General features: G+C 45.3%; 24 protein-coding genes and 1 tRNA gene. 17 read left to right on the top strand and 8 right to left on the bottom strand.

Translation table 11 applies throughout. The features are described from left to right. Window positions 1–258: 258 nt before the first annotated feature. Window positions 259–333 (top strand) — tRNA-Gly (locus PUN32_RS10205). A gap of 210 nt (window positions 334–543) precedes the next feature. On the opposite strand, the gene PUN32_RS10200 is transcribed toward PUN32_RS10205, so the two are convergent. Then, on the bottom strand, window positions 544–1,782 hold the full coding sequence (locus PUN32_RS10200; protein ID WP_274723000.1) for a GGDEF domain-containing protein: 1,239 nt from the start codon (window positions 1,780–1,782) through the stop codon (window positions 544–546). A gap of 302 nt (window positions 1,783–2,084) precedes the next feature. Between PUN32_RS10200 and PUN32_RS10195 the strand changes: the two genes are divergently transcribed. The 13 genes from PUN32_RS10195 (at window position 2,085) to PUN32_RS10135 (ending at window position 14,001) form a co-directional block, all read left to right on the top strand. After that, window positions 2,085–2,459, top strand: a complete 375-nt coding sequence (locus PUN32_RS10195; protein ID WP_274722999.1) for a late competence development ComFB family protein — start codon at window positions 2,085–2,087, stop codon at window positions 2,457–2,459. A gap of 18 nt (window positions 2,460–2,477) precedes the next feature. Next, entirely contained in the window at window positions 2,478–2,756 is a 279-nt protein-coding gene (locus tag PUN32_RS10190; RefSeq protein ID WP_274722998.1) for an HlyU family transcriptional regulator, read from the top strand. 291 nt (window positions 2,757–3,047) lie between these two features. Continuing rightward, window positions 3,048–4,586 carry a Re/Si-specific NAD(P)(+) transhydrogenase subunit alpha gene (locus PUN32_RS10185; RefSeq protein ID WP_274722997.1) on the top strand — a complete coding sequence of 513 codons (1,539 nt, stop codon included), beginning with the start codon at window positions 3,048–3,050 and terminating at the stop codon, window positions 4,584–4,586. A gap of 11 nt (window positions 4,587–4,597) precedes the next feature. Further along, entirely contained in the window at window positions 4,598–5,974 is a 1,377-nt protein-coding gene (gene pntB, locus PUN32_RS10180) for a Re/Si-specific NAD(P)(+) transhydrogenase subunit beta (RefSeq protein ID WP_166015449.1), read from the top strand. 152 nt (window positions 5,975–6,126) lie between these two features. Next, window positions 6,127–7,584 (top strand): sensor histidine kinase VxrA, encoded by a 1,458-nt coding sequence (vxrA, locus tag PUN32_RS10175; protein WP_319946307.1) that lies wholly within the window; start codon window positions 6,127–6,129, stop codon window positions 7,582–7,584. Then, a complete protein-coding gene (gene vxrB, locus PUN32_RS10170; RefSeq protein ID WP_166015450.1) occupies window positions 7,559–8,215 on the top strand; it encodes a response regulator transcription factor VxrB in 657 nt (218 codons plus the stop codon). Before vxrA ends, vxrB begins: the two co-directional genes overlap by 26 nt. Before the next feature lie 2 nt (window positions 8,216–8,217). Then, window positions 8,218–9,102 carry a DUF2861 family protein gene (locus PUN32_RS10165; protein WP_274722996.1) on the top strand — a complete coding sequence of 295 codons (885 nt, stop codon included), beginning with the start codon at window positions 8,218–8,220 and terminating at the stop codon, window positions 9,100–9,102. 60 nt (window positions 9,103–9,162) lie between these two features. Further along, window positions 9,163–10,326 carry a conjugal transfer protein TraF gene (locus PUN32_RS10160; protein WP_274722995.1) on the top strand — a complete coding sequence of 388 codons (1,164 nt, stop codon included), beginning with the start codon at window positions 9,163–9,165 and terminating at the stop codon, window positions 10,324–10,326. A gap of 42 nt (window positions 10,327–10,368) precedes the next feature. Next, a complete protein-coding gene (locus tag PUN32_RS10155) occupies window positions 10,369–10,530 on the top strand; it encodes a YoaH family protein (protein WP_274722994.1) in 162 nt (53 codons plus the stop codon). 12 nt (window positions 10,531–10,542) lie between these two features. Further along, window positions 10,543–10,989: a hotdog fold thioesterase gene (locus tag PUN32_RS10150; RefSeq protein WP_274722993.1), complete on the top strand. Its 447-nt coding sequence runs from the start codon at window positions 10,543–10,545 to the stop codon at window positions 10,987–10,989. Further along, a complete protein-coding gene (locus PUN32_RS10145) occupies window positions 10,990–11,220 on the top strand; it encodes a DUF3389 family protein (protein ID WP_274722992.1) in 231 nt (76 codons plus the stop codon). A gap of 81 nt (window positions 11,221–11,301) precedes the next feature. Further along, on the top strand, window positions 11,302–13,029 hold the full coding sequence (locus tag PUN32_RS10140) for an SgrR family transcriptional regulator (RefSeq protein ID WP_274722991.1): 1,728 nt from the start codon (window positions 11,302–11,304) through the stop codon (window positions 13,027–13,029). Window positions 13,030–13,434: 405 nt separating this feature from the next. Beyond that, window positions 13,435–14,001, top strand: a complete 567-nt coding sequence (locus PUN32_RS10135) for a PhnA domain-containing protein (RefSeq protein WP_274722990.1) — start codon at window positions 13,435–13,437, stop codon at window positions 13,999–14,001. Between the two features lie 204 nt (window positions 14,002–14,205). On the opposite strand, the gene PUN32_RS10130 is transcribed toward PUN32_RS10135, so the two are convergent. The 5 genes from PUN32_RS10130 to PUN32_RS10110 form a co-directional block, all read right to left on the bottom strand. After that, window positions 14,206–14,394 carry a hypothetical protein gene (locus PUN32_RS10130; protein ID WP_274722989.1) on the bottom strand — a complete coding sequence of 63 codons (189 nt, stop codon included), beginning with the start codon at window positions 14,392–14,394 and terminating at the stop codon, window positions 14,206–14,208. Between the two features lie 151 nt (window positions 14,395–14,545). Continuing rightward, a complete protein-coding gene (locus PUN32_RS10125; RefSeq protein ID WP_274722988.1) occupies window positions 14,546–16,138 on the bottom strand; it encodes an ABC transporter ATP-binding protein in 1,593 nt (530 codons plus the stop codon). Beyond that, window positions 16,138–17,190 carry an ABC transporter permease gene (locus PUN32_RS10120; protein WP_274722987.1) on the bottom strand — a complete coding sequence of 351 codons (1,053 nt, stop codon included), beginning with the start codon at window positions 17,188–17,190 and terminating at the stop codon, window positions 16,138–16,140. The genes PUN32_RS10125 and PUN32_RS10120 overlap by 1 nt, the downstream gene beginning before the upstream one ends. Beyond that, entirely contained in the window at window positions 17,187–18,272 is a 1,086-nt protein-coding gene (locus tag PUN32_RS10115; RefSeq protein ID WP_274722986.1) for a microcin C ABC transporter permease YejB, read from the bottom strand. Before PUN32_RS10115 ends, PUN32_RS10120 begins: the two co-directional genes overlap by 4 nt. A gap of 8 nt (window positions 18,273–18,280) precedes the next feature. Continuing rightward, window positions 18,281–20,098: an extracellular solute-binding protein gene (locus PUN32_RS10110; protein ID WP_274722985.1), complete on the bottom strand. Its 1,818-nt coding sequence runs from the start codon at window positions 20,096–20,098 to the stop codon at window positions 18,281–18,283. A 377-nt stretch (window positions 20,099–20,475) separates the two neighbouring features. On the opposite strand from PUN32_RS10110, the gene PUN32_RS10105 reads away from it, so the two are divergent. Then, window positions 20,476–20,913, top strand: coding sequence for a DUF3069 domain-containing protein (locus PUN32_RS10105; protein ID WP_274722984.1), 438 nt, complete (start codon window positions 20,476–20,478; stop codon window positions 20,911–20,913). Between the two features lie 137 nt (window positions 20,914–21,050). Here the strand turns inward: PUN32_RS10105 and PUN32_RS10100 are convergent, their stop codons facing one another. Continuing rightward, window positions 21,051–22,490, bottom strand: a complete 1,440-nt coding sequence (locus tag PUN32_RS10100; protein ID WP_274722983.1) for a sucrose-specific PTS transporter subunit IIBC — start codon at window positions 22,488–22,490, stop codon at window positions 21,051–21,053. Window positions 22,491–22,735: 245 nt separating this feature from the next. On the opposite strand from PUN32_RS10100, the gene PUN32_RS10095 reads away from it, so the two are divergent. Next, a complete protein-coding gene (locus tag PUN32_RS10095; protein ID WP_274722982.1) occupies window positions 22,736–23,728 on the top strand; it encodes a LacI family DNA-binding transcriptional regulator in 993 nt (330 codons plus the stop codon). Window positions 23,729–23,806: 78 nt separating this feature from the next. After that, window positions 23,807–25,444 (top strand): glycoside hydrolase family 32 protein, encoded by a 1,638-nt coding sequence (locus PUN32_RS10090; RefSeq protein WP_274722981.1) that lies wholly within the window; start codon window positions 23,807–23,809, stop codon window positions 25,442–25,444. Between the two features lie 76 nt (window positions 25,445–25,520). Here PUN32_RS10090 and PUN32_RS10085 read toward each other — a convergent pair whose 3' ends face one another. Beyond that, window positions 25,521–26,234, bottom strand: a complete 714-nt coding sequence (locus tag PUN32_RS10085) for a tRNA (adenine(22)-N(1))-methyltransferase (RefSeq protein WP_274722980.1) — start codon at window positions 26,232–26,234, stop codon at window positions 25,521–25,523. Window positions 26,235–26,431: the final 197 nt, after the last annotated feature.

Here is a 26,431-nt window from a genome sequence, read left to right as displayed (position 1 = left end):
CTTCAATCTACAGTATCTCTCCTTAATAATGTGATTAGGGAGAGATCTTTATCACGGTGGACGGACATCTCGCGGATACAGTGCGGTTTAACCAAAAGGCTTACGATTGAAAAAACACGGCTCACTGCGTCAAGCTCAGCCCGCAGAGAGTGAAATGCAGATGGTTTTGCTCAAGAGATAAGCAAACAGTATGCGAATGATTAAAAAGGGGTTTTCTTTTTCGAAGAGTGTGGCATAGTAGCGGCGTCTCTTCGATGCGCGGGCATCGTATAATGGCTATTACCTCAGCCTTCCAAGCTGATGATGCGGGTTCGATTCCCGCTGCCCGCTCCAAGTCCCTATCACCTATCTATTCGTTCCTTAGCCGTTTATCTATTAAACCCATACTGTTTTTGTTACTGCTTATTTACAGCTATTTTGTCTTAGCTGGATTCGTTTGACGATAAACGCCAGAAATAGCGAGTACGCTCTTTTTTGTTTTTTAAATCAAACACTTAAGGTATTGGATGATGTACTAGGGTATATTCATCAACTGGTTAATCATTAGCGTGCTAATTTTACGCAGTTACGACCGGCTTGCTTGGCATTATAGAGTGCGCCATCGGCTGCTTTGAGGGCTTCATTGGGGTCACGATGTTTTTCTGAGTCACAAACTCCAATACTGGCAGTTATCGTGACAATGTCACTGTTTGTTTTGCGGGAACGCTGTTTAGCCCCATCAGCATTGTTTTTCGGTCGTTTGCTTGGATTACGGATCACTAGCTCATAGGATTCAATATCTTGGCGTAACGCTTCAATAAAAGGCTGCACCTCTTTAGCCAATTTCCCCTTGTAAATGATCGAAAATTCTTCGCCACCGTAGCGATACACCCGAGCTTTACCACCTATCAGACGTAAACGTGCCGCAACCAGCTTTAACACATCATCGCCCGTATCATGACCGTAGGTGTCATTAAATTTTTTGAAGTGATCGACATCAAGCATAGCGACGGTAAATTTTCTTCCCATGTGCTTAAGATCTTGATCTAATGCTTGTCGGCCTGGGATCTGGGTCAGTGGATCGATGAAAGCCATTTCATGTCCAGCCGAGATCAGGTAAATCAGCAACAGCAAACCCGCCAGAGAAAACATGGTGGTAGAAATGTAAGCCACATGAAATAGTACAAATGCATTCATGGCTAACAGAATGGCGCTATAAACCACCGCATCCAGTAATTGATTACGCGTGAGTACTGAAATTGCGGCAATACCGGCTAAAGCAACCAAGTACCCGACCATAATCAGCGGTAAACGGGAAATTTGCGGTACCACAAAGAAGATATTTTCGGTCAAATTCAGATGATTTTTTTCGATAAGGTGTGACTGAGTTAGCCAAGCCCAAAAGATAAAAAGCAATAAAATCAATAAATAACTAGCAAAAGAGTGACTGAGTAATCCCGAATTTTTGTAGGCATAAGGTAAGAAACAAGCCACGGGTAGAAGCAGGCTTAACATGATCAATTCAAGCATAGTTGCGCTATTAGTTAACGGCGTTTGCAAACGAATTTGAATCAAAGCGTAGGCGACCAGCATAGTGACAGCCACCATCGCGATCCGACTTTGCTTAAAAATATGTGCCACAATTAGCGATACGAAGAAGAGTATGTAGGGGAGATTCATCGTCATGCCCAGATTGGACGTTATCACGACTTCCACATTATGGATGCAAAGCCATACCACAGCCAATAGCGACAACGGAAAACCAAAACGAAACCAAGGTGATGTGACAAAGCTAGAAGACATGAATTCCTGAGGTTCTAGAATGAATTAGTAATAATTCTACGATTAAAATCTGTCACCAAGGATACTTTGATTTCATGATTTTCCAAGCTTTTTAGGCAAGTTAAGTGATGAATACAGTGCTAATCAGCTCTTTTCATTATGAAATTTGCACTTGATTAAAGAAAAAGCCCCTTAAACTCGGCTATATTCATTCCAGTAGCGAGTGTTTTTCGGCATAGATCGCCGGTAGCCTACCGTAGCATGTCGATGAGTAATGATGTGGTAAGCGGAGCAGCGTTTAGGTATTTGGGTAGGAGATAATGATGCAATTGAGTGAAGATGTGCATAACTATATGGAAACCTTGGTTGGTCAAGTGCTCGGATTGCCAACATATTCGCAAGTTTATTCGCCAGATCAATTGGCAGATTTGGCTTGTTTGGCTTTAAGTCAACTTAGGCCAATTTATATTCGTCATGATATCGATTTTCTCGCAACATTACCTGAAGCCAAGCTGGTGATCCTTAAAGAGTATGCTCAGATTGCTGTTCAAGCGGCACAATCCATGATAATTAATGATCGGCGTCAGCAGCGCGATCATGACCTACCGGTAATTTTCACTCATGCGCGATTTGATGATGATGCCGAATTAGAGTGGTTTGAAGCTCCAATTGTGAATAACATTAAGCCCCGTCAATAAAATAAGGAACCCAACCCAATGGGATTATTTGCGCGCATTTTTGGAAAAACGAAACAAGCTAAATTACCCGAAATAGAGCCGATTGAGTACCAAGGGTTTCTCATCTATCCAGAGCCGATGGCTGAAAATGGTCAGTTTCGTGTCGCGGGTCGTATCACACAAGAGTTGCAGGGCGAATTAAAAACCCACCGTTTTATTCGTTCGGATCTGGTGGCGAGCAAAGCGGATGCGGAAGAGCTAATGCTCAAGAAAGCACAGCTTTTTATTGATCAAATGTCCGGTCAGATTTTTTCCTAATAAGCCTACATGTTGATAAAAGTCATGAATAGCTTAGGTTGTTCAGACCATGCTCAATCGCTTTTCAGCTCTGGCCGATGTAACTTACTGTTTTTATGTAATATCCACAGCACTGGTTTGACCTCTGCTGTGTGTGAAAATCGTTGTAATTATCTAACAGAGTTCACACAATTAGCCGCAACCTGGCATTAAAAGTAACCAAGCTTCGTAATTGAATTACAAACAACTTGCAGTTCATGCCATCGTCCGATAAAAACAGTTAATCATTGTGCCAATAGTCAAGGAACCGCTATGCAAATTGGTGTACCAAAAGAACAGCTCGCCGGAGAAACGCGAGTGGCTGCCTCCCCATCCTCGGTGGAGCAGCTAATAAAATTAGGATTTGAGGTCTGTATCGAATCAAAAGCTGGCGTTTTGGCGAGTTTTGATGATGCCGCTTATGCCGCCGCCGGAGCGACGATCGCTTCAACGCAAGAGGTGTGGGCATGCCCATTGATCCTTAAAGTTAATGCGCCTTTAGATGAAGAAATTGCCATTCTAAAACCAGACACTACGCTGATCAGTTTTATTTGGCCGGCACAAAATCCAGCGTTGATGGAAAAGCTGGCGAGCAAAAATATCAACGTGCTCGCGATGGACGCCGTGCCGCGTATTTCTCGCGCTCAAGCATTGGATGCGTTGTCTTCTATGGCCAATATTGCCGGCTATCGCGCGGTTGTTGAAGCGGCCCATGAGTTTGGCCGTTTCTTTACTGGTCAAATCACGGCGGCCGGTAAAGTGCCACCGGCGAAAGTGTTTGTGGCTGGCGCAGGTGTGGCTGGTTTAGCGGCGATTGGCGCGGCGGGTAGTCTAGGGGCGATTGTTCGTGCATTTGACGTGCGCCCTGAAGTGAAAGAGCAAGTACAATCGATGGGCGCTGAATTTTTGGAAGTCAATTTCCAAGAAACCGCAGGCTCTGGTGATGGCTATGCCAAAGAGATGTCGGATGAGTTTAACCGTAAAGCGGCTGAACTTTATGCTGCTCAAGCGAAAGACGTCGATATTATTATCACTACCGCATTGATCCCAGGTAAACCAGCACCAACGCTGATCACTAAAGCGATGGTCGACAGTATGAAAGCGGGAAGTGTGATTGTCGATTTGGCCGCGGCTAACGGTGGTAACTGTGAATATACCGTGAAAGATCAGGTGATCACGACCGCTAATGGCGTCAAAGTGATTGGTTACACTGACATGGTTGGGCGCTTGCCAACTCAATCTTCACAACTGTATGCCACCAACTTAGTTAACCTGCTCAAACTGCTGTGCAAAGAAAAAGATGGCAACATTGAGATTAATTTTGACGATGTGGTGTTGCGTGGCGTCACGGTGATTAAACAAGGTGAAGTGACTTGGCCTGCACCGCCAATTCAAGTTTCTGCTCAGCCTCAGCAAAAAGTTAAACAACAACCGGTCAAAGCTCAGAAAAAAGAGCCTGAGCCAACCTCACCAATCAAAAAACTGGCTGGTTTTGCGCTGGGTGTCGGTCTATTTGGCTGGGTTGCCTCGGTTGCACCGGCGGCTTTTCTTGGCCATTTCACCGTATTTATCCTTGCGTGTGTCGTCGGTTACTACGTGGTGTGGAACGTTACTCATGCATTGCATACACCTTTGATGTCAGTCACTAACGCCATCTCCGGTATTATTGTGGTTGGTGCGTTACTACAAATTGGGCAAGGCAGTGGGATTGTCACCGTGTTAGCCTTTATCGCTATTTTAATTGCAAGCATTAACATTTTTGGTGGCTTTACTGTCACTAAACGTATGCTTGAAATGTTCCGTAGAAACTAAAGGAGTACATAATGTCTGCAGGATTAGTACAAGCAGCGTACATTGTTGCTGCTTTATTTTTCATCATGAGTTTGGCGGGGCTGTCTAAGCAAGAATCCGCGCGCATGGGTAACTATTATGGTATTGCCGGTATGGCAATTGCCTTACTGGCGACAATTTTTAGCCCTAGTGCGCAAGGTATTGCTTGGGTATTACTGGCGATGGTGATCGGTGGTGGGATTGGTATCCACTACGCTAAAAAAGTTGAAATGACCGAAATGCCTGAGCTGGTGGCGATACTGCACAGCTTTGTGGGTATGGCGGCAGTATTGGTTGGCTTTAATAGCTATATCGATGCACCACAAGCGGCAACTCACGCCGAACATGTGATCCATTTAGTTGAGGTCTTTTTAGGGATCTTCATCGGTGCGGTGACATTTACCGGTTCGATTGTCGCGTTTGGCAAACTGCGTGGCATCATTAAATCCACCCCATTGAACCTGCCACACAAACACAAATTGAATTTGGCTGCATTAGTGATCTCTGCTCTGCTGCTGGTGCACTTTGTGAATGTTGATGGCAGCATTATGGCACTACTGGTGATGACTTTAATCGCCTTTGCGTTCGGTTATCATTTAGTGGCCTCAATTGGTGGGGCGGATATGCCAGTAGTGGTTTCCATGCTTAACTCCTATTCAGGATGGGCAGCGGCTGCCGCTGGTTTTATGCTGGCCAACGATCTGTTGATTGTGACGGGTGCGCTGGTTGGTTCTTCTGGTGCGATTCTGTCTTACATTATGTGTAAAGCGATGAACCGCTCTTTCATCAGCGTGATTGCGGGCGGCTTTGGCCAAGAAGTGGTGATCAGCAGTGATGAAGAGCAAGGTGAACATCGTGAAACCAGTGCGGAAGAAGTCGCAGACATGTTGAAAAACTCCAAGTCGGTGATCATTACTCCTGGATATGGCATGGCGGTTGCGCAAGCACAATATCCAGTTTACGAAATCACTGAAAAGCTGCGTGCACAAGGCATCACAGTTCGTTTTGGCATCCATCCGGTTGCCGGCCGCTTACCTGGTCATATGAACGTACTGTTAGCGGAAGCTAAAGTACCGTACGACATTGTATTGGAAATGGATGAAATCAACGATGATTTCCCAGCCACCGATACCGTATTGGTGATCGGTGCTAATGATACGGTTAACCCAGCGGCACTCGAGGATCCAAACAGCCCGATTGCCGGTATGCCAGTATTGGAAGTGTGGAATGCGAAAAATGTCATCGTGTTCAAACGTTCGATGAATACCGGCTATGCTGGGGTGCAAAATCCACTGTTCTTTAAAGAGAACACCATGATGTTGTTTGGTGATGCGAAAGAGAGTGTCGACGCAATAGCTAAGGCACTATAAGTTTCACACACACCATCGAATCGAGAAGCCAGCATTATGCTGGCTTCTTTGTCTTTGTGTTGATCATTATTGACATCAATATAACACTCTAATATCGCTTTATCCGATAATGCGTTATAGTTTTTGCATACCAAGTCAAACAGCATTATCCCTTGATAAAAGCGTTTATTGTTACATTGGCAAGTTTACACTTAGCCATTTTACCCAGCACCGTTTATGCCGATTCGCTCCCTGAGCGCATCGATCTTTTTGTGTCGCTGTTTGATTATCATGCGGCCATCACATCTTATGATATTCGTTCAATTCAAACGGATTTTCCCACTCGCTTGTTGACGCCCGATAGTATGTTACCGCAGACCTCTGAGTATCCACTGAAAGATATTCAACAACTGTACAAATTAGCGCAAAATTGCACCGGAAAGTTGCCGCTCAGTCCACTGATCACAGAGCCTTTAGTTTTTACTCGTTCGTTATGTAAAGGCTCCAGTCTTTCTCCTCGTTGGTTTGCACGCAGTGGCCTTATTCATCCAGGAGGGGGGAGCTATGCCGTTCGTTATGCTGAAAAATACCCGGCTCAATTTGATAAACTACAGCCTTATATGCATATTCAAGAGCGCCCCAAAGCGGTAGAAGGGAGCTTGCTGTATCATTTACAAAATATGAGTGAAGACTCGATCAATGCTTTGATTAGCGGCGCATCAATGTTTGGTGTTGGTGATCAATTATGGTTGCGAAAAGGCGATATTTATTACTTATTTAATGAGGAGACTTGGTTAAGTAATACCAATAAAGCCGGATTAAGCTATAGCCTGATCTCGGCGGAAAATACCTGTTTTATTCAGCGCGGCAATTTATGCTGGGATGTCGAAGATCATTCAGTGCTACTGCGTACCAGTATGATTATTTTGGTGCTGGCCAATATTTTGTTGGTGCTTGGCTGGTCAATTTATCGCTGGAATTACAAACGGCAAGAAATGCGCAGCCGTATGCTGATTTTACAGATTTTAACTCATGAATTACGTACCCCGATCGCGAGTTTATCGCTGACCGTGGAAGGATTTCGTCGTGAATTTGAGCAGTTACCAGAGTCTCTGTACGATGAGTTTCGCCGCTTATGTGAAGACACCCGACGATTACGCCAACTGGCTGAAGCCAGCAAAGACTATTTGCAGTCCGACAGTCAACCTTTAGCTTCAGATTGGGTTCCTTCGGTTGAGGAATGGTTGCAGTATAAAGTTGAGGAAGAATTTAGCGGCAGCGTTACTTTAAAGATTAATCAAGATGTTGCAGCTAAACTCAATGTGTATTGGCTCGGTGCATGTATGGATAATTTACTGCGTAATGCGGTCAAATATGGCGTAGCACCTGTGACTTTAGAAGTCATCACTCAAACTCATTCAGTCACCTTTAAAGTGACTGATCAAGGCTCGCTAACGCACCGGGATTGGCGTCATTTGCGCAAACCGTTTGTCAGTAAAAGCGGCTTAGGACTCGGTTTGACGATTGTCGAATCAATGGTGGAACGGATGGGGGGCAAAATGTCACTCGAAGGTCCGCCGACTACCTTTATTTTGGAGATACCTTGTGAAACAGACACTGCTTCTCGTTGAAGATGATAAAAACCTCGCAGATGGTCTATTGGTTAGTTTAGAGCAAGCCGGTTATGACTGTTTACACGCAGAAACCATCGCCGATGTGAAACCGCATTGGAACAAAGCCGATCTGGTGATCCTTGATCGCCAATTACCGGATGGTGATTCAGTTCAACATTTACGGGATTGGAAAAAAATCAAAGACATTCCCGTCATTCTACTGACGGCTTTAGTGACAGTGAAAGATAAAGTAACCGGGCTTGATGCTGGAGCGAATGACTATCTCACTAAGCCTTTTGCAGAAGCCGAATTATTTGCACGTATTCGAGCCCAATTGCGTTCACCAGATAATGGGCAAGATGATAGCAAAGTGGTGACCGCCAACTTAATGATTGATAAGGCGACTCGCGAGGTCCTATTTAATGGTGAATTAATTACTTTGACGCGTACCGAATTTGATCTGTTGCTATTTTTAGCCAGTAATTTAGGGCGAGTGTTTACTCGTGACGAATTATTGGATCATGTTTGGGGTTATAACCATTTTCCAACCACGCGCACGGTCGATACTCACGTTTTACAGTTGCGCCAAAAACTACCGGGGTTAGAGATCGAAACACTGCGTGGTGTTGGCTATAAAATGAAAGCTTAACCATGTTTCGAGTGAACTCTCTATTACTGCTAACCGGCGTGTTCTTGAGCACGCCGGTTGTGGCGAATGTTACCCGCTGGTTTGAAAAAAACACGCCACTAACTCAAGCCCATCAACATTTATTAAATAATGATCTGGAAAATATGTTCAGCTCATTGGTTGAAGTATGGCAGCTTGAGAAAAATAAAAATTTACCAACACATTTGAATAACTTATTAATTCAATCACTCAGTGTTGATTGTGGTCGCGGGCTGGATAACAAGCCTTTTCCAGAATGGATTCAAGGAATTACCATCAGAAGAGTGGATGTACAAAGTCCAGGCCGAGATGCCTATCAAGTCGCGATTGAGACGAAGACCAAAGTACCCATCGTTGATATCCGCTTGATGAAATGGGTTGATAAAGTGGTTTCAACCGATAGTTCCTTGATTAATCGTAGTGACAGCGTCACACCAGCCAATTATACCTATTCCCGTCGTTATAATTTGAGCAATCCGCTTGGCGCAGGATTATATCGCATCGATATTACGGCCGCTGATCAGTCATCATGGAGTGCTTGGGTTATTTTAGGCGATATCATTGCCAAACAAGTGGTACGTTGGACCTCAAAAGATGAGTGGCAAATTCAAAAGAATCAACTGCTTAATCCACACTGCCCATTGCCTAAATTATCCATTTCTGTTTTTGACCATATTGATGGTAGTTATAAGCAGATTTGGAATCAGAGCTATGAATCCGATTACCCCACCAATTTAGAGAATGTTTCATTACCCTCTGATCGTTACATTGTAACGGTATCCATGATCCAGCAACGTTGGCAAGGTCCGATTGCGATTGAGCAATCTCAAGTTATTAGTAAAACGTACGATGTTAATGTAGAGGAATAGCTGAAGATATTGGACAATATGCCGCTATAGAATAAAAAGACGAATAGGCGCGTTATTTCCATGAAAAAAATTAATCTGGCGGTGGGTTGTTCATTAGTTTTTCTTTCTCCCGTGGTTATTGCTGCTAATTATGCGATTGAAGCTCGTGGTGATGCCATGGGCGGGGTTGGCGTGGTGTCCGGTAATTTTTTAACCGGGCCATTTTATAACCCTGCGCTAGTGGCTATTTATCGCCGCAATGATGACGTAGGTATGATTCTGCCTAGCATTGGCTTGTCGTATAACGACCCTAATGACCTGGTGAATGATTTAGACAAAGTGTCGGACATCATCAAGCGTGGTAAAGAAAATTACCAAGGTGAACTCAATCAAACGCTAACCTCAATGCAAGGCAGTGTGCTGAATGCTGAGCTGGGTGGGGTGGTAGCGTTTGCCATTCCGAACCAATTCATTTCTGCCAATGTGTTTGGTAAAGCTTATACCGAATCGTTTGCCGCTCCCATTATCGAAGGGGGGTCATGTGCGGATAGTGACTTTAACTGCCAGCTACAACAAGCTCAAAAAAGTTCTGTGCATGCGGTATCGGTTGGTGTCACTGAACTGGGGATCACGCTGGCTAAATATCAAACTTTCCTTGGCCAACATATGGCGTTTGGTATCAGCCCTAAGTTGCAGCGCGTCTACACTTATGTGTATGAAGCCAGTCTAGATAACTATGACATCAAAGATCTGCGCGACAATGGCACCGGTGAAACCATGTTCAATATCGATGCGGGTGCATTGTGGTTTTATGGCCCGTTTCGCGTTGGCCTTGCGGCAAATAACTTAATTGCCCGTGAAATTACCACCAAAACCATTACTTCTTCAGCCTCTGGTAAGCCAATTGCATACACTTATGATATGAAGCCACAATACACAATTGGTGCGGGGATTGTGGCAGACTACTTTACACTCAGTGTTGATTACGATCTCAACGAAGATAAGCGCTACAAAAATTTCCAAGATAATACGCAAATGATCCGCATTGGCGGTGAAATTGACCTGATGCGCCAGCTAAAACTGCGGGCTGGCTACAATAAAAACCTTGCCTATGATAATAGCGAAGGAACCTTGACCGCAGGGGTCGGTTTATCACCACTGAATCTTTTCCAATTGGATATTGGCGCCAGTTATACCAATGAAAACGCGATGGGGGCTTACGTTAACTTCCTTGCCAGTTACTAAGCATCTCTTTATAGTATGGCTCCCTGCTGAGGAGCCTATTTTATGTTTGATGATCTACCCACGTTAACCCATGCTGAGCAGCAAGCCGCCGTTGAACAGATCCAACAATTAATGGCGCAAGGTATCAGTACCGCCGAAGCCATAAAAATAATCGCACAGCAAATTCGTCACCAAAAAGCCCATCAACCTGCAACCGATGATTAGATAGGAAGCGGTATGACCATTTGGAAAAAACCGATCAGCTTAGAAGTACTGAATGCCACTTCAAAACATACCCTGATTGAGCATCTCAATATTGTGTATAGCGAGCTAACCGAGCAGAGTCTTTCCGCTACCATGCCTGTGTGTCATTTTACCCATCAACCATTAGGCATGTTGCACGGTGGTGCTTCAGTGGTATTAGCCGAAACCTTAGGATCGATCGCCGCCAATTTCAGTGTGGGAGAGGAGTCTTATTGCGTTGGATTAGATATCAATGCTAACCATATACGCGCGATGCGTGAGGGGATAGTGACTGGCACGGCAACTCCGCTGCATATCGGGATCTCCACTCAAGTGTGGCAAATTGAGATCAAAGATCAGCAAGGTCGATTAATTTGTATCAGCCGCCTCACTGTGGCGGTAAAACGCTCTCGTCCACAATCCACAATGACAGAGGCTTAAGTGGTTATTCAATTTAGTGGCGGAAAAATCATTCTCTCTGTACATGAAGTTGTGGTGCGACTTGATCGTCACTCGGTAACTTTACAAGCTCACGCTGATGCCATCACCTTGATGGGCAAGGGCGCAAATGTCATGATCGCCAATGGTAGTGAAAGCAAGTGGTCGATCAAACTCGATGATGAAATTCAACTGCGGTCGATTGCGGATATGCTCGCTTGTGACGTGCTTTAAAAGTTTGTGTACTCAACTTGCTCCAATGTCGAAAAATAGGGAAACTATCGACAATTAGTCTTGAGATGAGATTTCCTCTTTATGAGCAGCCCTCGGCTACGTGTTCAATTCGATACATTGTTCGAACATTTTCAAGGACAAGATGTTGAAACTCAATTAGAAGATGTAACAGACATTCTATTTTGTACCCGGCGTAACGCGCGAATTGTGCTCAATAAAATGGAAGAGGAGGGTTGGCTTGAATGGCATCCCGCCCCAGGACGTGGCAAGCTCTCGCAATTAATCTTTAAACGTACTCGGGCAGATGTGTGTGAAAATCTCGCTCGCCGCTACCTGAATGAAGGCAAAATAAGCCAAGCGTTTGCAGCACTGAATCAAGATGCCGCGAAATTAACCCAAGTGATTGAAAGCTATCTTGGGGTACAGCATCAAGAGGGACTGCAAGTGGTCAGGTTGCCATACTATCGTCCACTTTCCATGCTCAATCCGCAAAAAATGATGCGCCGTTCAGAGCAGCATATCGCTCAACAGGTGTTCAGCGGCTTAACTCGCTTAAATGAGGCGGAACAATTACAGCCGGATTTAGCCCATGCTTGGCAAGCGATTTCTGAGACGCATTGGCGATTTTATTTACGTCCCGGGGTGCGTTTTCATAATGGTAATTTACTGACGACTGAATTGGTGGTGCAAAATCTTTGGCAACTTCGATTGGTGAATCTATTTGCCCATATCGAGCGAGTCGCTGCGCCGTATCCTTGGGCAGTCGATGTGTTTTTAAACAAACCCGATGCACATTTGCCGTTAATGCTTGCCGAAGTGTGCGCCAAAATGCTTCCAGCCGATGCCGATCGCAACCAAGATTTTGATTTAATGCCTGTGGGTACTGGTCCTTATAAAGTGGTATTAAATGATGAAAAACGCTTAGTATTACAAGCCTTTGATGGCTATTTCGGCTTTCGTCCATTACTCGATAGAGTCGAAGTCTGGGTGATTGATGAAGTTCACTCATCCATGGTATTTCCCAGCTTATCCAATCCGATCAAAACCGCGCGAGGATCTTCAGAAGAAGAGGTGGAGTTGGATCCCGGCTGTACTTATTTGCTGCTCAATCGTCGTAATGGTGTCGCCAAAGATGCACATTGGGCGCGTTATTTATCCGAGCGGCTCAGTGCGCTAAACCTATTTCGCCTATTACCGGAAGAGAAGATTATTGAGCTTGGGGTTTTGCCCGCTTATGGTTTAAAACCCGGTTGGTACCATCACTCAACACCGCCTCATAAGATATACCCACCAGAAGCAAAACAAATCACCATTGCTTATCATGCACAGCATCCAATGTTTCCCACCGTAGCCAGTGCGATTAAGCAACTGCTTAATCAAGATGGCATCAGTGTCAACATTATTAAGTATGAGCATACCGTACTAGAAACCGAACAGGTTGATATTTGGATCAAAGCGATGGGAATAGCTAATCATCGTGACGAGGCTTTAGCGGGATGGATACTCAATTATTCGGATATTGAATTTATGAGCCAAAATGAGGATTTTAATCAGTGGGTGAGCCTAATTGATACTTGGCGTGCGAATTCATCGGGCGTATTTCCGGCCAAAGAGTTAGGTAAGTCCTTGATTGAAAAACTACAGTTGATCCCAATGTTCCATTGCTGGTTAGGGATCAGCAAAGATCAGTGTGGTGCTTTGCAAAATGCTAAATGCAATGCACTGGGCTGGTTTGATTTTAGTCAAGTCTGGGTTAAACCAGAATTATCTGCCAAAGGTTTTGCTGTGCAACGTTATAGCAAGTCATGAAATCGTAATATCAAGCGGTGATCCGCTGATGGTTATTCGCTAATCATCATACTTAACATTGCTCAATGATAAATATGATGATTAGCTATTTTATGGTAAATCCTATTATGTTTAATCCCATTTAAGCGGGGGATCATAGGCAAGAGAAAGGCTGGTGGTTTTAATACTACATTTAACATAAGATTGATAATGCGAAGTGCATTGCTAATTTAAGACAATTATGTCTTAATCACCGTAAGTGAACGATTCATGAAAATTGGAAGTTTAACATACCTTACTGTTTGACTATTAACGCATTTATTTGCCACCACGAGTCACAACACAAGGTAAATCTCGCGATATCCCTTTAAATTTTGAGTTTAAAATGGATAATACGCGCTTACATATTTTTACAAGGTGGGTACCATGTCTACTGAAGCAACTTTACTTGAACGCTGTCAATCACAATGCGAGCTATGTGCCGCACCAGCGCCTCTTTCTCCTTTTGTGGTTGCGCCGCACACACTAGTTACAGTTGATCACGCGGTTATGCTATGTGATACCTGTAAAGGGCAAATCGAAAACCCTGAGACGGTCGACGCGAACCACTGGCGCTGCCTAAATGACAGCATGTGGAGCCAAGTTCAACCGGTTCAAGTACAAGCATGGCGTCAACTAAAACGTCTTGCCGAAACGCAAAGCTGGGCTGGCGATCTGCTTGAAATGATGTATCTGGATGAAGACACGGCGAAATGGGCTGAAATTGGTATGGATGATGATGCCGATAAGCCGCGCGATGTGAATGGTGTCGAACTGAAAAAAGGTGACGATGTCACTGTTATCAAAGATCTGCCAGTTAAAGGCTCAAGCATGGTGATTAAACAAGGCACTGCTGTGCGTGGTATCGCTCTGACTGATGATCCAAAGCACATCCAAGGCAAAGTTAATGGTCAAACCATGTATATCATTGCCGAATATTGCCGTAAGAAATGATCACTCTTAAGTACAGACTGATTTAACAGCGACTTAATGATGTGTATAACCCAAAGTGCCTCAATAGTGACTTTGGGTTATTTTTTTACGTTCAGGCACACAAGCTAATCATCTGCACCAGAATGATGTAGGCAAAGCAACAAAAACGCCGACCATTGGCCGACGTTTCCATTGATATCTACTGTCAATCACTCGCTGAGTGACTTACCGGTATAAGCCGAGATCTTTTTGAAGATGCGCTGACAATTCGTCCGCTTGGTAATGACGTGGAGCATTTGCCAAAAACAGAATGTCGACTAGGTGAGCTATCAATCCTTTGAAGTTAACCGCGTAGGTCTTGCTATCCTTAGAGGTTGGAGCCGCAAGGGTCCCCATTTGCATTAGCTGAGCCATGTTTGCCTCTGTTGAATCGGTTACTTATTTTATTAGGTTCAATTTTAGTCAATCACCGCGTGGTTAGAAAATGACGAATTTTACCGATTCAGATAACTTAAACTAATGCACTATTCCCAACTTACTCGCCTAGCTACCCTTTATGCTTCATTTAGGCCAAGGCAAGACGCACCAACTGTTGTGTATACGGATGCTGTGGTTGAGCAAATAAGCGTTGGGTTTCCCCTTGTTCGACAATGGCTCCCGCCTTTAGCACCATAGTGTGGTGGCACATTGCGCGGATCACCGCTAAATCGTGACTGATAAACAGATAAGTTAACTGGTATTTTTGCTGCAGATGTTTAAGTAAATCCAAGACTTGTGCTTGCACTGTACGATCAAGTGAGGAAGTCGGCTCATCGAGCAAAATAAACTCGGGCTTAAGGATCAGCGCACGAGCAATCGCAATACGCTGGCGTTGTCCACCTGAAAACTCATTCGGATAACGATGCCGCGTGCTGATATCCAACCCCATCTCTTGCATGACCGCACAAATGGCTTGATCAATCTGCTCTTCATTCATCTGACGATGAACACGCAAGCCCTCCCCAATCACTTGAGCGACCGACATGCGCGGATTCAGCGCGGAATAAGGATCTTGAAACACCACTTGCATTTTGCTGCGATACGGCAACATCTCCTTACGCCCTAGCCTTTGCAAATCTTCTCCAGCAAAACGAATTTCTCCTTGGGATGCGAGCAGTTTTAAAATGGCCATACCAGTGGTGGATTTTCCTGAACCACTTTCGCCGACTAAGCCCAGCGATTGCCCTTTGACTAAAGTGAAATTAACGTCCGTCACGGCTTTGCTATACCCTTGTGTGCGCTGAAAGAATCCGCCTTTGATGGGAAACCAAACTCGCAAATTTTCGACCTGTAATAACGTAGGGGCATTCATGTCCGCCGTAATTGGAGCCCCACGAGGATCGGCGTTGATCAACTGTTGTGTATAAGGATGCTGTGGCGCGGCAAAAAGTGTTTGGCAATGATTGGTTTCCACTAGCTTACCTTGTTGCATTACGGCCACTCGATCTGCAATTTGGCGCACTATGCTTAAATCATGGGTAATAAACAACATCGCCATGCCAAGCTCTTGTTGCAGTGATTTCAATAGCGCCAAGATCTGGGCTTGCACTGACACATCCAACGCGGTAGTCGGTTCATCGGCGATCAGTAGTTCAGGCTCATTGATCAGCGCCATCGCGATCATCACCCGCTGACGTTCACCACCTGAAAGTTGATGTGGATAAGCATTAAGCTTAATTTGTGGATGATGGATCCCGACCTTGGTGAGCCATTCTAATGCGATTTGCTGTGCCGCCGCTGAGCGTAAACCACGGTGAATGGCTAACGTTTCCACCAACTGTTGACCAATTTTATGTAAGGGATTGAGTGACACCATTGGCTCTTGAAAAATCATGCCAATTCGCCCGCCTCGTAATCCGCGCAGTGTTCGCTCTGAGCAGCGCAGCGTATCAATCCCGGCAAACTGAATACGGCCATTTAAGTAATGAGCCGAACCTTTGCCAAGTAGGCGTAAAATCGCATTTGCCGTCACTGACTTGCCCGAGCCACTCTCGCCCACCAAGGCTAAGGTTTCGCCACGCGCGATCTGTAAGCTGACCCCTTCTGTCACCGGGCGTATTTTGTCTGCCGCACCAAAACCGATCGAGAGATCATCAATCTTCAATAACCAATCGTTCACTAGCCCCTCCGTTGCAAATGAGGGTCAAAGGCATCACGCACCGCTTCACCAATAAAAACCAATAAGCTCAGCATCAGTGATAGTACGATAAACGCCGATAAACCAAGCCAAGGTGCTTGCAAATTCGCTTTACCTTGCGCGAGCAATTCCCCTAGCGATGGCGAGCCGGCAGGCAAACCAAAACCAAGAAAATCTAACGAAGTCAAAGTAGTGACCGAGCCAGAGAGGATAAATGGCATCATAGTCAATGACGCTACCATCGCATTCGGTAACATATGGCGTAGCATGATCCGTAAATCACTGACCCCCAGCGCCTGTGCTGCCCGCACATAATCAAAGTTACGGCAGCGTAAAAACTCGGCACGCACGACACCCACTAAACTCATCCAGTTAAACAGTACCATGATGCCAAGTAACCACCAAAAATTAGCTTCAACAAAACTCGATAAAATGATCAATAGAAACAAAGTCGGCATCCCTGACCAAACCTCAATAAAACGCTGACCGAGCAGATCTAACCAGCCGCCGTAATAACCTTGCACCGCGCCAATCAGCACGCCAATCAGGGAGGAGATCAGCGTTAATATAAAACCAAACACGATCGAGATCCGAAAGCCATAGATGATCCGCGCTAATACATCACGACCTTTATCATCGGTACCCAGCCAATTGACCGCATCAGGTGCTGATGGTGCGCTGCCAGCCAGATTGAAGTTGATGGTGTCATAGTGAAAGCGGATCACTGGCCAAATAATCGTCCCTTGCTCTTCTATCAATTCAATGACGAATGGATCGGTATAATCGGCAGCGGTAGCAAATTCTCCGCCGAACTCGGTCTCGCTATAAGTTTGAAAAATCGGCGTATACCAGCGTCCTTGGTAGTGGATCAGCAGTGGCTTATCATTGGCGATCAACTCAGCAAATAGACTTATCACCAGCAATAGTAAGAAAATCCATAATGACCACACACCACGCCGATTAGCGTTAAATCGAGCCCAGCGCGCTTGGGTTAACGGATTGGGCGCGGGTTGTATTTTTTGCCACATTTTCATCCGCGAGCCTCAAAATCGATACGTGGATCGACCCACATGTAAGTCAGGTCTGAAATAATACTCAGCAGTAATCCGAGCAGGGTCATAATATACAAAGAGCTAAACACCAGCGGATAATCGCGTTGGATGGTGGCCTCAAAGCCGAGTAGACCTATCCCTTCCAATGAGAACATCACTTCAATCAGCATTGAGCCAGTAAAGAAAATACTGATAAACGCACTTGGAAAACCGGCAATAATGATCAACATTGCATTACGAAACACATGACGATAGAGGATCGCTCGCTCATCCAACCCTTTAGCCCGTGCAGTCACCACATATTGCTTATTGATTTCATCCAAAAACGAGTTTTTGGTCAGCATACTTAAGGTGGCAAAACCGCCGATCACCATTGCCAATGTAGGTAAGGTAAGATGCCAAAAATAATCAAAAATTTGTTGGTACCAAGGTAACGCGGCAAAATTATCGGAGACCAATCCACGCAGTGGAAACCAACTGAAATAGTTGCCGCTGGCAAATACAATGATCAACATCAGCGCAAACAGAAAACCAGGAATGGCATAGCCGATGATCACCAACGCACTCGACCAAATATCAAATCGTGAACCGTGATGGATCGCTTTGCTGATGCCCAGTGGGATTGAAATAAGGTAAATCAGTAAGGTGCTCCAAAGCCCAAGCGAGATCGAAACGGGCAAGCGTTGAATGATCAAATCAATCACGTTGCCACCACGAAACAGACTCTCACCAAAATTAAAACTGGCGTAATCTTTCAGCATCTGCCAATAACGCTGGTGCAATGGTTTATCAAACCCAAACCGACGAGTGATTTCTGCCACCACCTCTGGGTCTAGTCCCCTTGAACCTTTATAGCCACTCACTGTCGCGTCCGTAGTGGCGGTGACCTCTTGGCCGCCACCACTAAAACGCTCCATTAAACCAGAAGTGTTGCCTTCCAGCTGGGCGATCGCTTGCTCAACTGGACCGCCTGGGGCAATTTGAATGATAAAAAAGTTAATGGTGATAATCGCCCATAAGGTCGGCACCACCAGCAGTATACGGCGTGCAATATAACTCAGCATTACGCCTCCTAACGCCGTTTTTCCGGCAAACGCTGCGCTTTTTGTTGGTCTATCCACCAAGTGTCTAAGCCTAAAGAATATTTAGGCAATTGCGTTGGACGGCCGAATTTATCCCACATCGCCACCCGATACATGCTTAAATGCCATTGTGGGATCAGGTAGAAATTCCATTGCAATACTCGATCGAGCGCTCGTCCTAACGCGCGCAGCTTAATGGTATCTTGCTGACTCGTTGCGATTTGCTCGGTGAGAGCATCAAGCACCGGATCATTTGCCGCGGCGGTGTTGTAAGTGGAATCCATATAATGTGAATTCCACACAATCAATAAATTGGGACTCGGATAGGGATTCGCACTGTAACCATGTGAAATCATATCAAAGTCACGATCACGTAACCGTTTCGTGTACTGGGTGGTATCGACCGTGCGGATCTTCATCTCGATCCCCATTAATTGCAGATTTTTTTGCAGCGGAATGGCAATTCGCTCCGCGGTTGGGCTGTAAATCAGCAACTCAAAACGCAGTGGTTGACCGGTTTGGGTATGGGTCATCACCTTATTATTCAACTCCCACCCGGCCTCTTTCAGTAAGGCAAATGCCTTACGCATCTGTTGGCGGATCCGCCCGCTACCATCGGTCACCGGTGGTTGATACACCTCACTAAAAACGCGGGCTGGCACACTCTCTTTATAGGGCAATAAAATCGCTAACTCAGCGGCATCCGGCAGTTGTTGCGCGGCATATTCAGTATTTTGGAAATAGCTGCGAGTGCGCTGGTATTGATCATAAAACAGGTTCTTATTCATCCACTCAAAATCTAAGGCGTAATTTAACGCTTCACGCACTCGAACATCTTGGAACACCGGGCGCTGAGTGTTGAAAATAAATCCTTGGGTAGCTGCGGGGGCCTGATGAGCAATTTGCTCTTTCTTGATCAATCCTTGATCAAAATGACTGCCGGTATAGGCGGTTGCCCAAAATTTAGCTTGATTCTCTTGGCGTAGGTCAAACTCTCCCGCTTTAAAAGCTTCCAGCATCACCGTATCGTCACGATAATAATCATACTGAATTTGTGCAAAATTATGCCGACCCACGTTGACCGGTAAATCTTTCGCCCAATAATTTGGATCGAGCTGATAGGTCACGCTTTGCCCAGGTTTGAAAGCCACAATTTGATAGGCGCCACTACCAATTGGTGGCTGATTGAGTGGTTCGGCCAGATTTTTATCTTGCCAGAAATGTTTGGGTAACACGCGGGTTGATTGTGCGAGGCTAAACAGTTGTTCACGGTTAGGTTGCTGCATTTCGATGCGGACTGTTCGTTCAGCAATCGCCCGCACTGACTTTACATCTTTGTAGTACACCCGATATTGCGCGACCCCTTCGCTCATAAATTTATCAAAGGTAAATTCCACATCTTGCGCTGTAATGGGCTGTTGATCATGAAAGCGTGCCAGTGGATTAAGATCAATTTCCAACCAAGTGAAATCATCAGAGTAGCGAATTTTACTGGCAATCAGCGGATAGTATGAGTCGATTTCATCCGCCGGTGAGAACATGAGTGGATCATACAATTCTTCGCTATTGGCGGCGGCTACCCCACGAGATGCAAAACGGTTAAAGTTATCGTATGTGCCTAATTCGCCAAAGGTGACTTTGCCATATTTGGGCGCCTGTGGATTTACATAATCAAAATGCGCAAAATTGGCAGGATATTTGGCTTGCCCAAACCCAACCAGCCGAGTGGTTTCGACCACATTGGCCCAGCTTATCTGGCTAGATAACACCAGCAGGATACCTAATCCTATCGCTTTGTAACTGCGCATCGCTCTCTCCCTCAGCATGTTATCTTATCCTATTCCATATCAAACTTAGATGTGATGGTATAAATAACCAATCATACAGACAGTTAAATCGCCTTAAACCTAAGCTTTTGGCCGATGCTAACACAATTTTTTATCTGAAACGCCACCAATCCGTAGTCAATTAAAATCGATTGGGCTTCATGATTGCCATCGCTATTCGCTTGATTCTGGCTCAAATCTCATTTTATTGATAGAGCAACCAGCGTTTAGGCTAAGTGTGCAAAAATTGATGCAACAAAGCGCGTTAAATGTGCAGACAACGCCTATTTTACGCGGTTGTATTGACATTTTTTGATAACTTCCTAGCATGGCATTTTTCACTGTAATGAGAATTTTCCATGTCTGAGACAACCCCAACCGAAACACCAGCAGTGGACTTAGCATCCATCTCACCAGAACTGCGCCAAGTTCTAGAGTTTGATCAAGTGCCAGAAGCAATGTATCACATGGTAACTTCGATTCATGAAGTCTCTGAAGAAGTGGTTCGTGAATCCTGGAACTCACTGCCAGCCAGCGCACAAAACATTCTGGATAATTTTGAACAGTTTCATGCACTGATTTCCGTTAGCCAAGCTTTTGCTGGGCTTAATGTCATGGAAGAGTTCCCAACCTTGAATCTTCCTAAAGAGATGAGCGAGCAAGATAAAGAGGCCTATCGGGCTCAGTTGCTGGATCAAGTGCTGCACAACTGTGTTAAAGACATGGTTAAACAGATCAAAAAAGCACGCCGTGACCCAATCCTTAAACGTGATTTTAAAGACGTGTTTGCCCAATAAGCCAATCACCTAGGATCTTGTTGATCAAAAGCGGTAAATGGCCAAGCAACTATGCAAGGAGCGCATTAGCGCTCCTTGCATTTTAGGCAAAAAAAAGCCCACTCAATCAGTGGGCTTGCGTACTTCATAGGGGGAAGTTACGCCATTACCTGAACCCCTTGCTTGGCCTGCTCACGTAGCCCAAGTAAGAAAGTCAAACCAAATGCGGCGACAAAAGCAATCACCATCCCAACAATATAGTAGCCAATTTGCTGTGGAGTAATCGAAATGATCCCAGGCAAGCCTGCCGCGCCTAAAGCTTGAGCTTTGACATTAAATAACGTAATGAAAGCACTTGCCAAAGCCGAACCACAAATCGCTGCAATAAACGGATAACGCAGCTTCAAATTAACACCAAACATTGCAGGTTCGGTAATACCCAATAATGCGGTGATACCAGATGGAATCGCAATCCCTTTGAGTTTACTCTCTTTGGTCATCACGCCCACCGCTAACGCTGCGGCACCCTGAGCAACATTTGACATAGCCGCAATCGGGAAGATAAAGGTTCCACCAGTGGTGATAATGTCGGCCAATAATTGCGTTTCGATGGCAATGAAGCTGTGGTGCATGCCAGTGATCACAAAAGGCGCATAGATGAAACCAAATAAACCACCACCGATAAAGCCTGCTGAATCATAGAGCCAATTTAGCGCATCTCCGAGCATGAAGCCAATATCACGAGTCAGTGGGCCGACCAAGGTGAAGGTGAGAAAACCGGTGATAAAAATTGCCAACATTGGTGTCAGTAGGTTATCCAACACTGAAGGCACAATTTTACGCAGACCATTTTCAATTTTGGCTAAAATGAAAGCCGATACCAGTACCGGTAGCACCGAACCTTGATAACCCACTTTCTCAATAGCAAAACCAAGAATATTCCAAGTTGGCACTGTGCCCGATACCGATGCACTGCCAAACCCCCAGCCATTAAGCAGATCTGGGTGTACCATCAGCATGCCAAGTGCGGCGCCTAAAAACGGATTACCGCCAAATTTACGTGAGGCTGAGAACGCAAGTAATACTGGCAGATAGACAAACGGAGCATTGGCAAAGGTGTTGATCATGCTGGCTAAATCAGCCAATCCAGGATTAGCATCAATCAGTGATTGCCCTTCAATGAATAAACCGGTGGCCGTAAGTACATTGAATAACCCCATTAACAGACCACCAGCCACAATGGCAGGAATAATCGGCACAAAAATATCCGATAAACCTTTCACCGCCCGTTGCGCCCAGTTCTGTTTTTCTGCACCAACCGAAGCCACATCATTGGTTGACATGTCAGCTAACCCAGTTAATTTAGCCATTTCAGCATAGACTTGGTTCACAATGCCTGAGCCAAAAATGATTTGATACTGCCCTGCAACTTTGAATTGTCCTTTCACGCCTGGCAGTGATTCGATGGCGCTTTCATCGAGTTGCGTTTCATCTTTTAACACTAAACGTAGACGAGTCGCACAATGCGCAAGTGCTTGAATATTGCTTTTGCCACCCAAGCTATCTAGAAGTTGTTTTGCTATGACTGGATAGTCCATAACTCACCCCGGTATTTATTTTTGTTCAATTGAAAATAGGCCGTTTGCCATATCAATTGGGAACGTTTGCAAGATCATTCTTGTCTGTTTCTGAGTTGTGGTCAAAATCAATACCATCAAAATGTGAATAAGATCGCCAAATTTACTAAGGATGCCGCATGAAACAGGGTTAAAATGCGATTACTCATTTGTTTGTAGTCTCTATTTCTGCAATCAATCCCAATTTTGCGCCTTCAGGATGCTCTATGGCCAGTTTGCATGATGTTGCCCGTTTAGCGGGTGTTTCTAAATCTACCGTTTCTCGTGTTATTAATGATGAATACGGCGTTAAACAATCTACAAAAATCAAGGTGTTACAGGCAGTTAAGCAATGTGGTTATGTCGTTAATCAAGTCGCAAAAGATCTCAAATCACAAACCACCAATTTGATTGGTGTGATTGTACCCCGTGTTTCTTCTCATGCCACTGCGCAAGGAGTAGATGGACTAACGGCCATTTTCGAACAAGCAGGCAAGCATGTGCTATTGGCCAACACCCATCAAGTGCATGCAAAAGAAATCGAATATATTCAAATATTTAACCAAAAAAGAGTCGAAGGCATTGTCTTTTATGCGACGCACCTTGATAAGCCTCTAGTCGAAGCGATTCAGCAATCAGCCGTTCCGGTGGTGTTGGTGGGACAAGACGGCTCGTTATATAACATTCCGAGCATAGTGCACGACGATCATCGAGTGGGTTTTGAGGCCGGACAACGCTTAGTCACTGCCGGATGTCAGCATATTGGTTTTATTGGTGTGCAAAGTGATGATATCGCAGTCGATGTACTGCGCTCACAAGGCTTAGAACAAGCCCTCGCCTTTCATCAATTAGAACTGCTTTTTCATAGGCGCGGAGATTTTTCGCTGCACTCCGGTTATCAAATGGCCAAACAAGCCTATCAAGATCACCCACAGCTTGATGGCCTATTCTGCGCAACTGACCGACTGGCGATTGGCGCAATTAAAGCGCTGCAAGAGCTCGGCGTTCAGGTTGGCCAGCAAATTAAATTGCTTGGGGTGGGCAATGATGAGTTGGCTTATGTGAGTACACCACCATTGGCAACTTTTAACTATGCATTTGATAAAGCTGGCGAAAATGCAGCGAAAATGCTGTTGGAGCGGATTGCGGGTCGTGGACAAGAAATGAGTAAAGTGGTGCTGACCTTCCAAAATATTCAACGGGAAACTTGCCCTGTGTGATCACGAAAAACTTGCTTTACCGGTTTGGGGACGCTAAATTGAGAACGTTCCCGACATTTTTGATGGTAAGGTAAGTCAATGTTATTAGAAAAACTGCTCGCATATGCCGGTGGAATCGACAACGTCACACGGATTTTAGCCCCGCAAGGTCGCGTGGCTTTAGCTCTACGCGGCGCGCCCTTAACAACTGATGAATTAGCAATCGACGAAATTGATCTGCAATCGGTACTTGGCGAATGGCAGATTTCCATCCCACGTAATGCTTCTATCTCTGATCAGCAGTTAGCCGAGATTGGTTTAATTATTGCTCAGCGCCAAAAAGCGCAGACCTTACCTTATCAACGTGCGGTGGCAAGCCCTTATCGCCCCCAATGGCACATCTCTCCACCACAAGGGCTGCTCAATGACCCCAACGGTTTTATTTACCATCAAGGGCAATATCACCTTTTTTATCAATGGTCACCTTTTGCCTGCCAACATCAAGATAAATATTGGGTCCATCTTACCAGTGCTGATTTAGTCGATTGGCAGTGGCAATCGGTCGCTCTAACCCCTGCCGATTGGTTTGATAGCCATGGCGTTTTCTCCGGTCATGCGGTCAGTGATCAAAAAAATTTATGGTTATTCTATACTGGCAACACCCGCTTAGGGGTCGATCGCCAACGGCAAACGATGCAGTGTGCAGCCCGCATGAATGATTGCGGAGAGTTTGAAAAACTCGGGCCGATGATCCGCTCGTTACCTACTGGTGTAACTGAACATATTCGCGACCCCAAAGTAATTGGCCGCCAAGGCGATTGGCAAATGTTACTGGGAGCTCAAACGCTGCAGCATCAAGGACGACTGGCGATTTACCGCTCCCATGATTTACTCAATTGGCACTTTGATAAGCTGTATGGGGATGAACTCGGCGACTATGGTTATATGTGGGAGTGTCCTGATTGGTTTGAACTACAAGGTGAGCGTTTCTTGGTATTTGGTCCACAAGGGATCAAGTCAGACAATCCTCATCACACGATTCAACATCAAAATCGGATTTTCCGGGTGACCCAAAATCCGCAAGGTGAAGTCGCCTTCCACCAAGGTTGGCCTTTGGATGAAGGGTTTGATTTTTATGCTCCGCAAAGCGCTCAAACTGCCGATGGGCGTCGTGTACTCTGCGCGTGGATGGGCTTGCCCGATGAACTGCAGCATCCCACTTGCGACCAAGGTTGGATTCATCAACTCACGGCACTGCGTGAATTAGAGTGGCGCAATGACCGGCTTTATCAACAGCCATTGCGTGAGCTACAAACGCTAATGCATGCCCAGCAATCACTACTTTTAAGTGACATTGTCACTGACATGCAAAGCAAAAGCTTTGCCCTTAAAGTGACTCTGCCCTGGGGCTGTGAATTGCGCTTAATGCAAAACGCACACTATCAGGTCCGATTGACGTTAGATGCCGAGCAACAAGTACTGCGCCTTGACCGCTCAGCAACCCAGATCCGTCAAGGTGATACGATTCGCGAACTTTCACTGAGCAGCGCAAATGTCGAGCTATACATTCTCGCCGATCAATCCTCACTGGAAATTTTCATCAACCAAGGTGAACATGTGATGACAAGTCGCATCTTTACCCCACAAGATGCTACCGGGATTTCGTTGCATGGTGCCACTGTACGCGCTGAATGGGCCAATATCGCTGCAAGTTGTGCGCCATTTGCTACGGTTTGATACTGCAACAATCTGATACCAAATAAACACTGAGCTGGGTCAACCGCCTAGCTCAGTGCTTTTTTTGAACCAGCACTTAGTCATTTAAGCCGTGAGTATGCGGGATAATGACCTGCTGATACGCTTGCCTGCGCTGCTCGGCAGCCCTATCACCGCCTTGAGCTTTGCGTTGATAATGATGCTGTAATTGTTGTAAATAGCGCTGCGCTATTTTTTGCTGCACTTGGTTGTCGGTGTGCCACAACGCTTTGCCAGTTAAAGAGAGCGGATGCTCAATGGCGGCCGAGGCGCGGTTAATTTGCACATGCAACAGCTCATAAATCCGCTGATTTTCTTCCAACAAATGCTCACTGTGCAACTCAGCACCAAGATTGATTAACTGTTCACGCAATGTATACGTGTGATGTACTGGACACAGCAGCAGATCTAAGCTCAATGTCGGATGGCGTTTAACCAGCTCAGTGATAAATTCACTCATCAAATCACCACCGACTCCAGCAATAATCACCAGCTGCGATCCAGCATGTGCTGCTAATGGCAAATCGCGCACATCAATACAATAGGTATGCCAACGAGCTAAGTCTGAAGCTGCTGGAAAAAAATCGGTTAAATCGCGCGTTACCTTTTCCATCAGCTGCGGCACGATATCGACAAAATGCACGCAGCTGTGCGGATGTTGCTTAAGTAATGCGGCGCCGAGTAAGCCATGATCGCAGCAGCAATCCCAAATGTGATCATAGTGTCGATTGACTTGCTGAACTAACCGGGTTAGCCGTTTGCCTAATTTCATGCCATTCCTCAATTCACCGTCTTATTCAACTGGTGACTTAATTAAAACTTTGCCAATTATACGGATGGTTGAATGGTGACTTAAGTTGGTTGTTTTTACACGCGAAAAATTTGCCAACCAAAACTACAGATGGCTCAATTGCTAGTTCACCTTGATCCTTCGCTGTTTTATAGTGAGAGCATCTTATCTCGCTTCTC

The organism is Vibrio chanodichtyis (genome assembly GCF_028863985.1).
Taxonomy (GTDB): domain Bacteria; phylum Pseudomonadota; class Gammaproteobacteria; order Enterobacterales; family Vibrionaceae; genus Vibrio; species Vibrio chanodichtyis.
The sequence above is the reverse complement of the archived record's forward strand: the minus strand, read 5'-3'. Positions and strand labels throughout refer to the sequence as shown.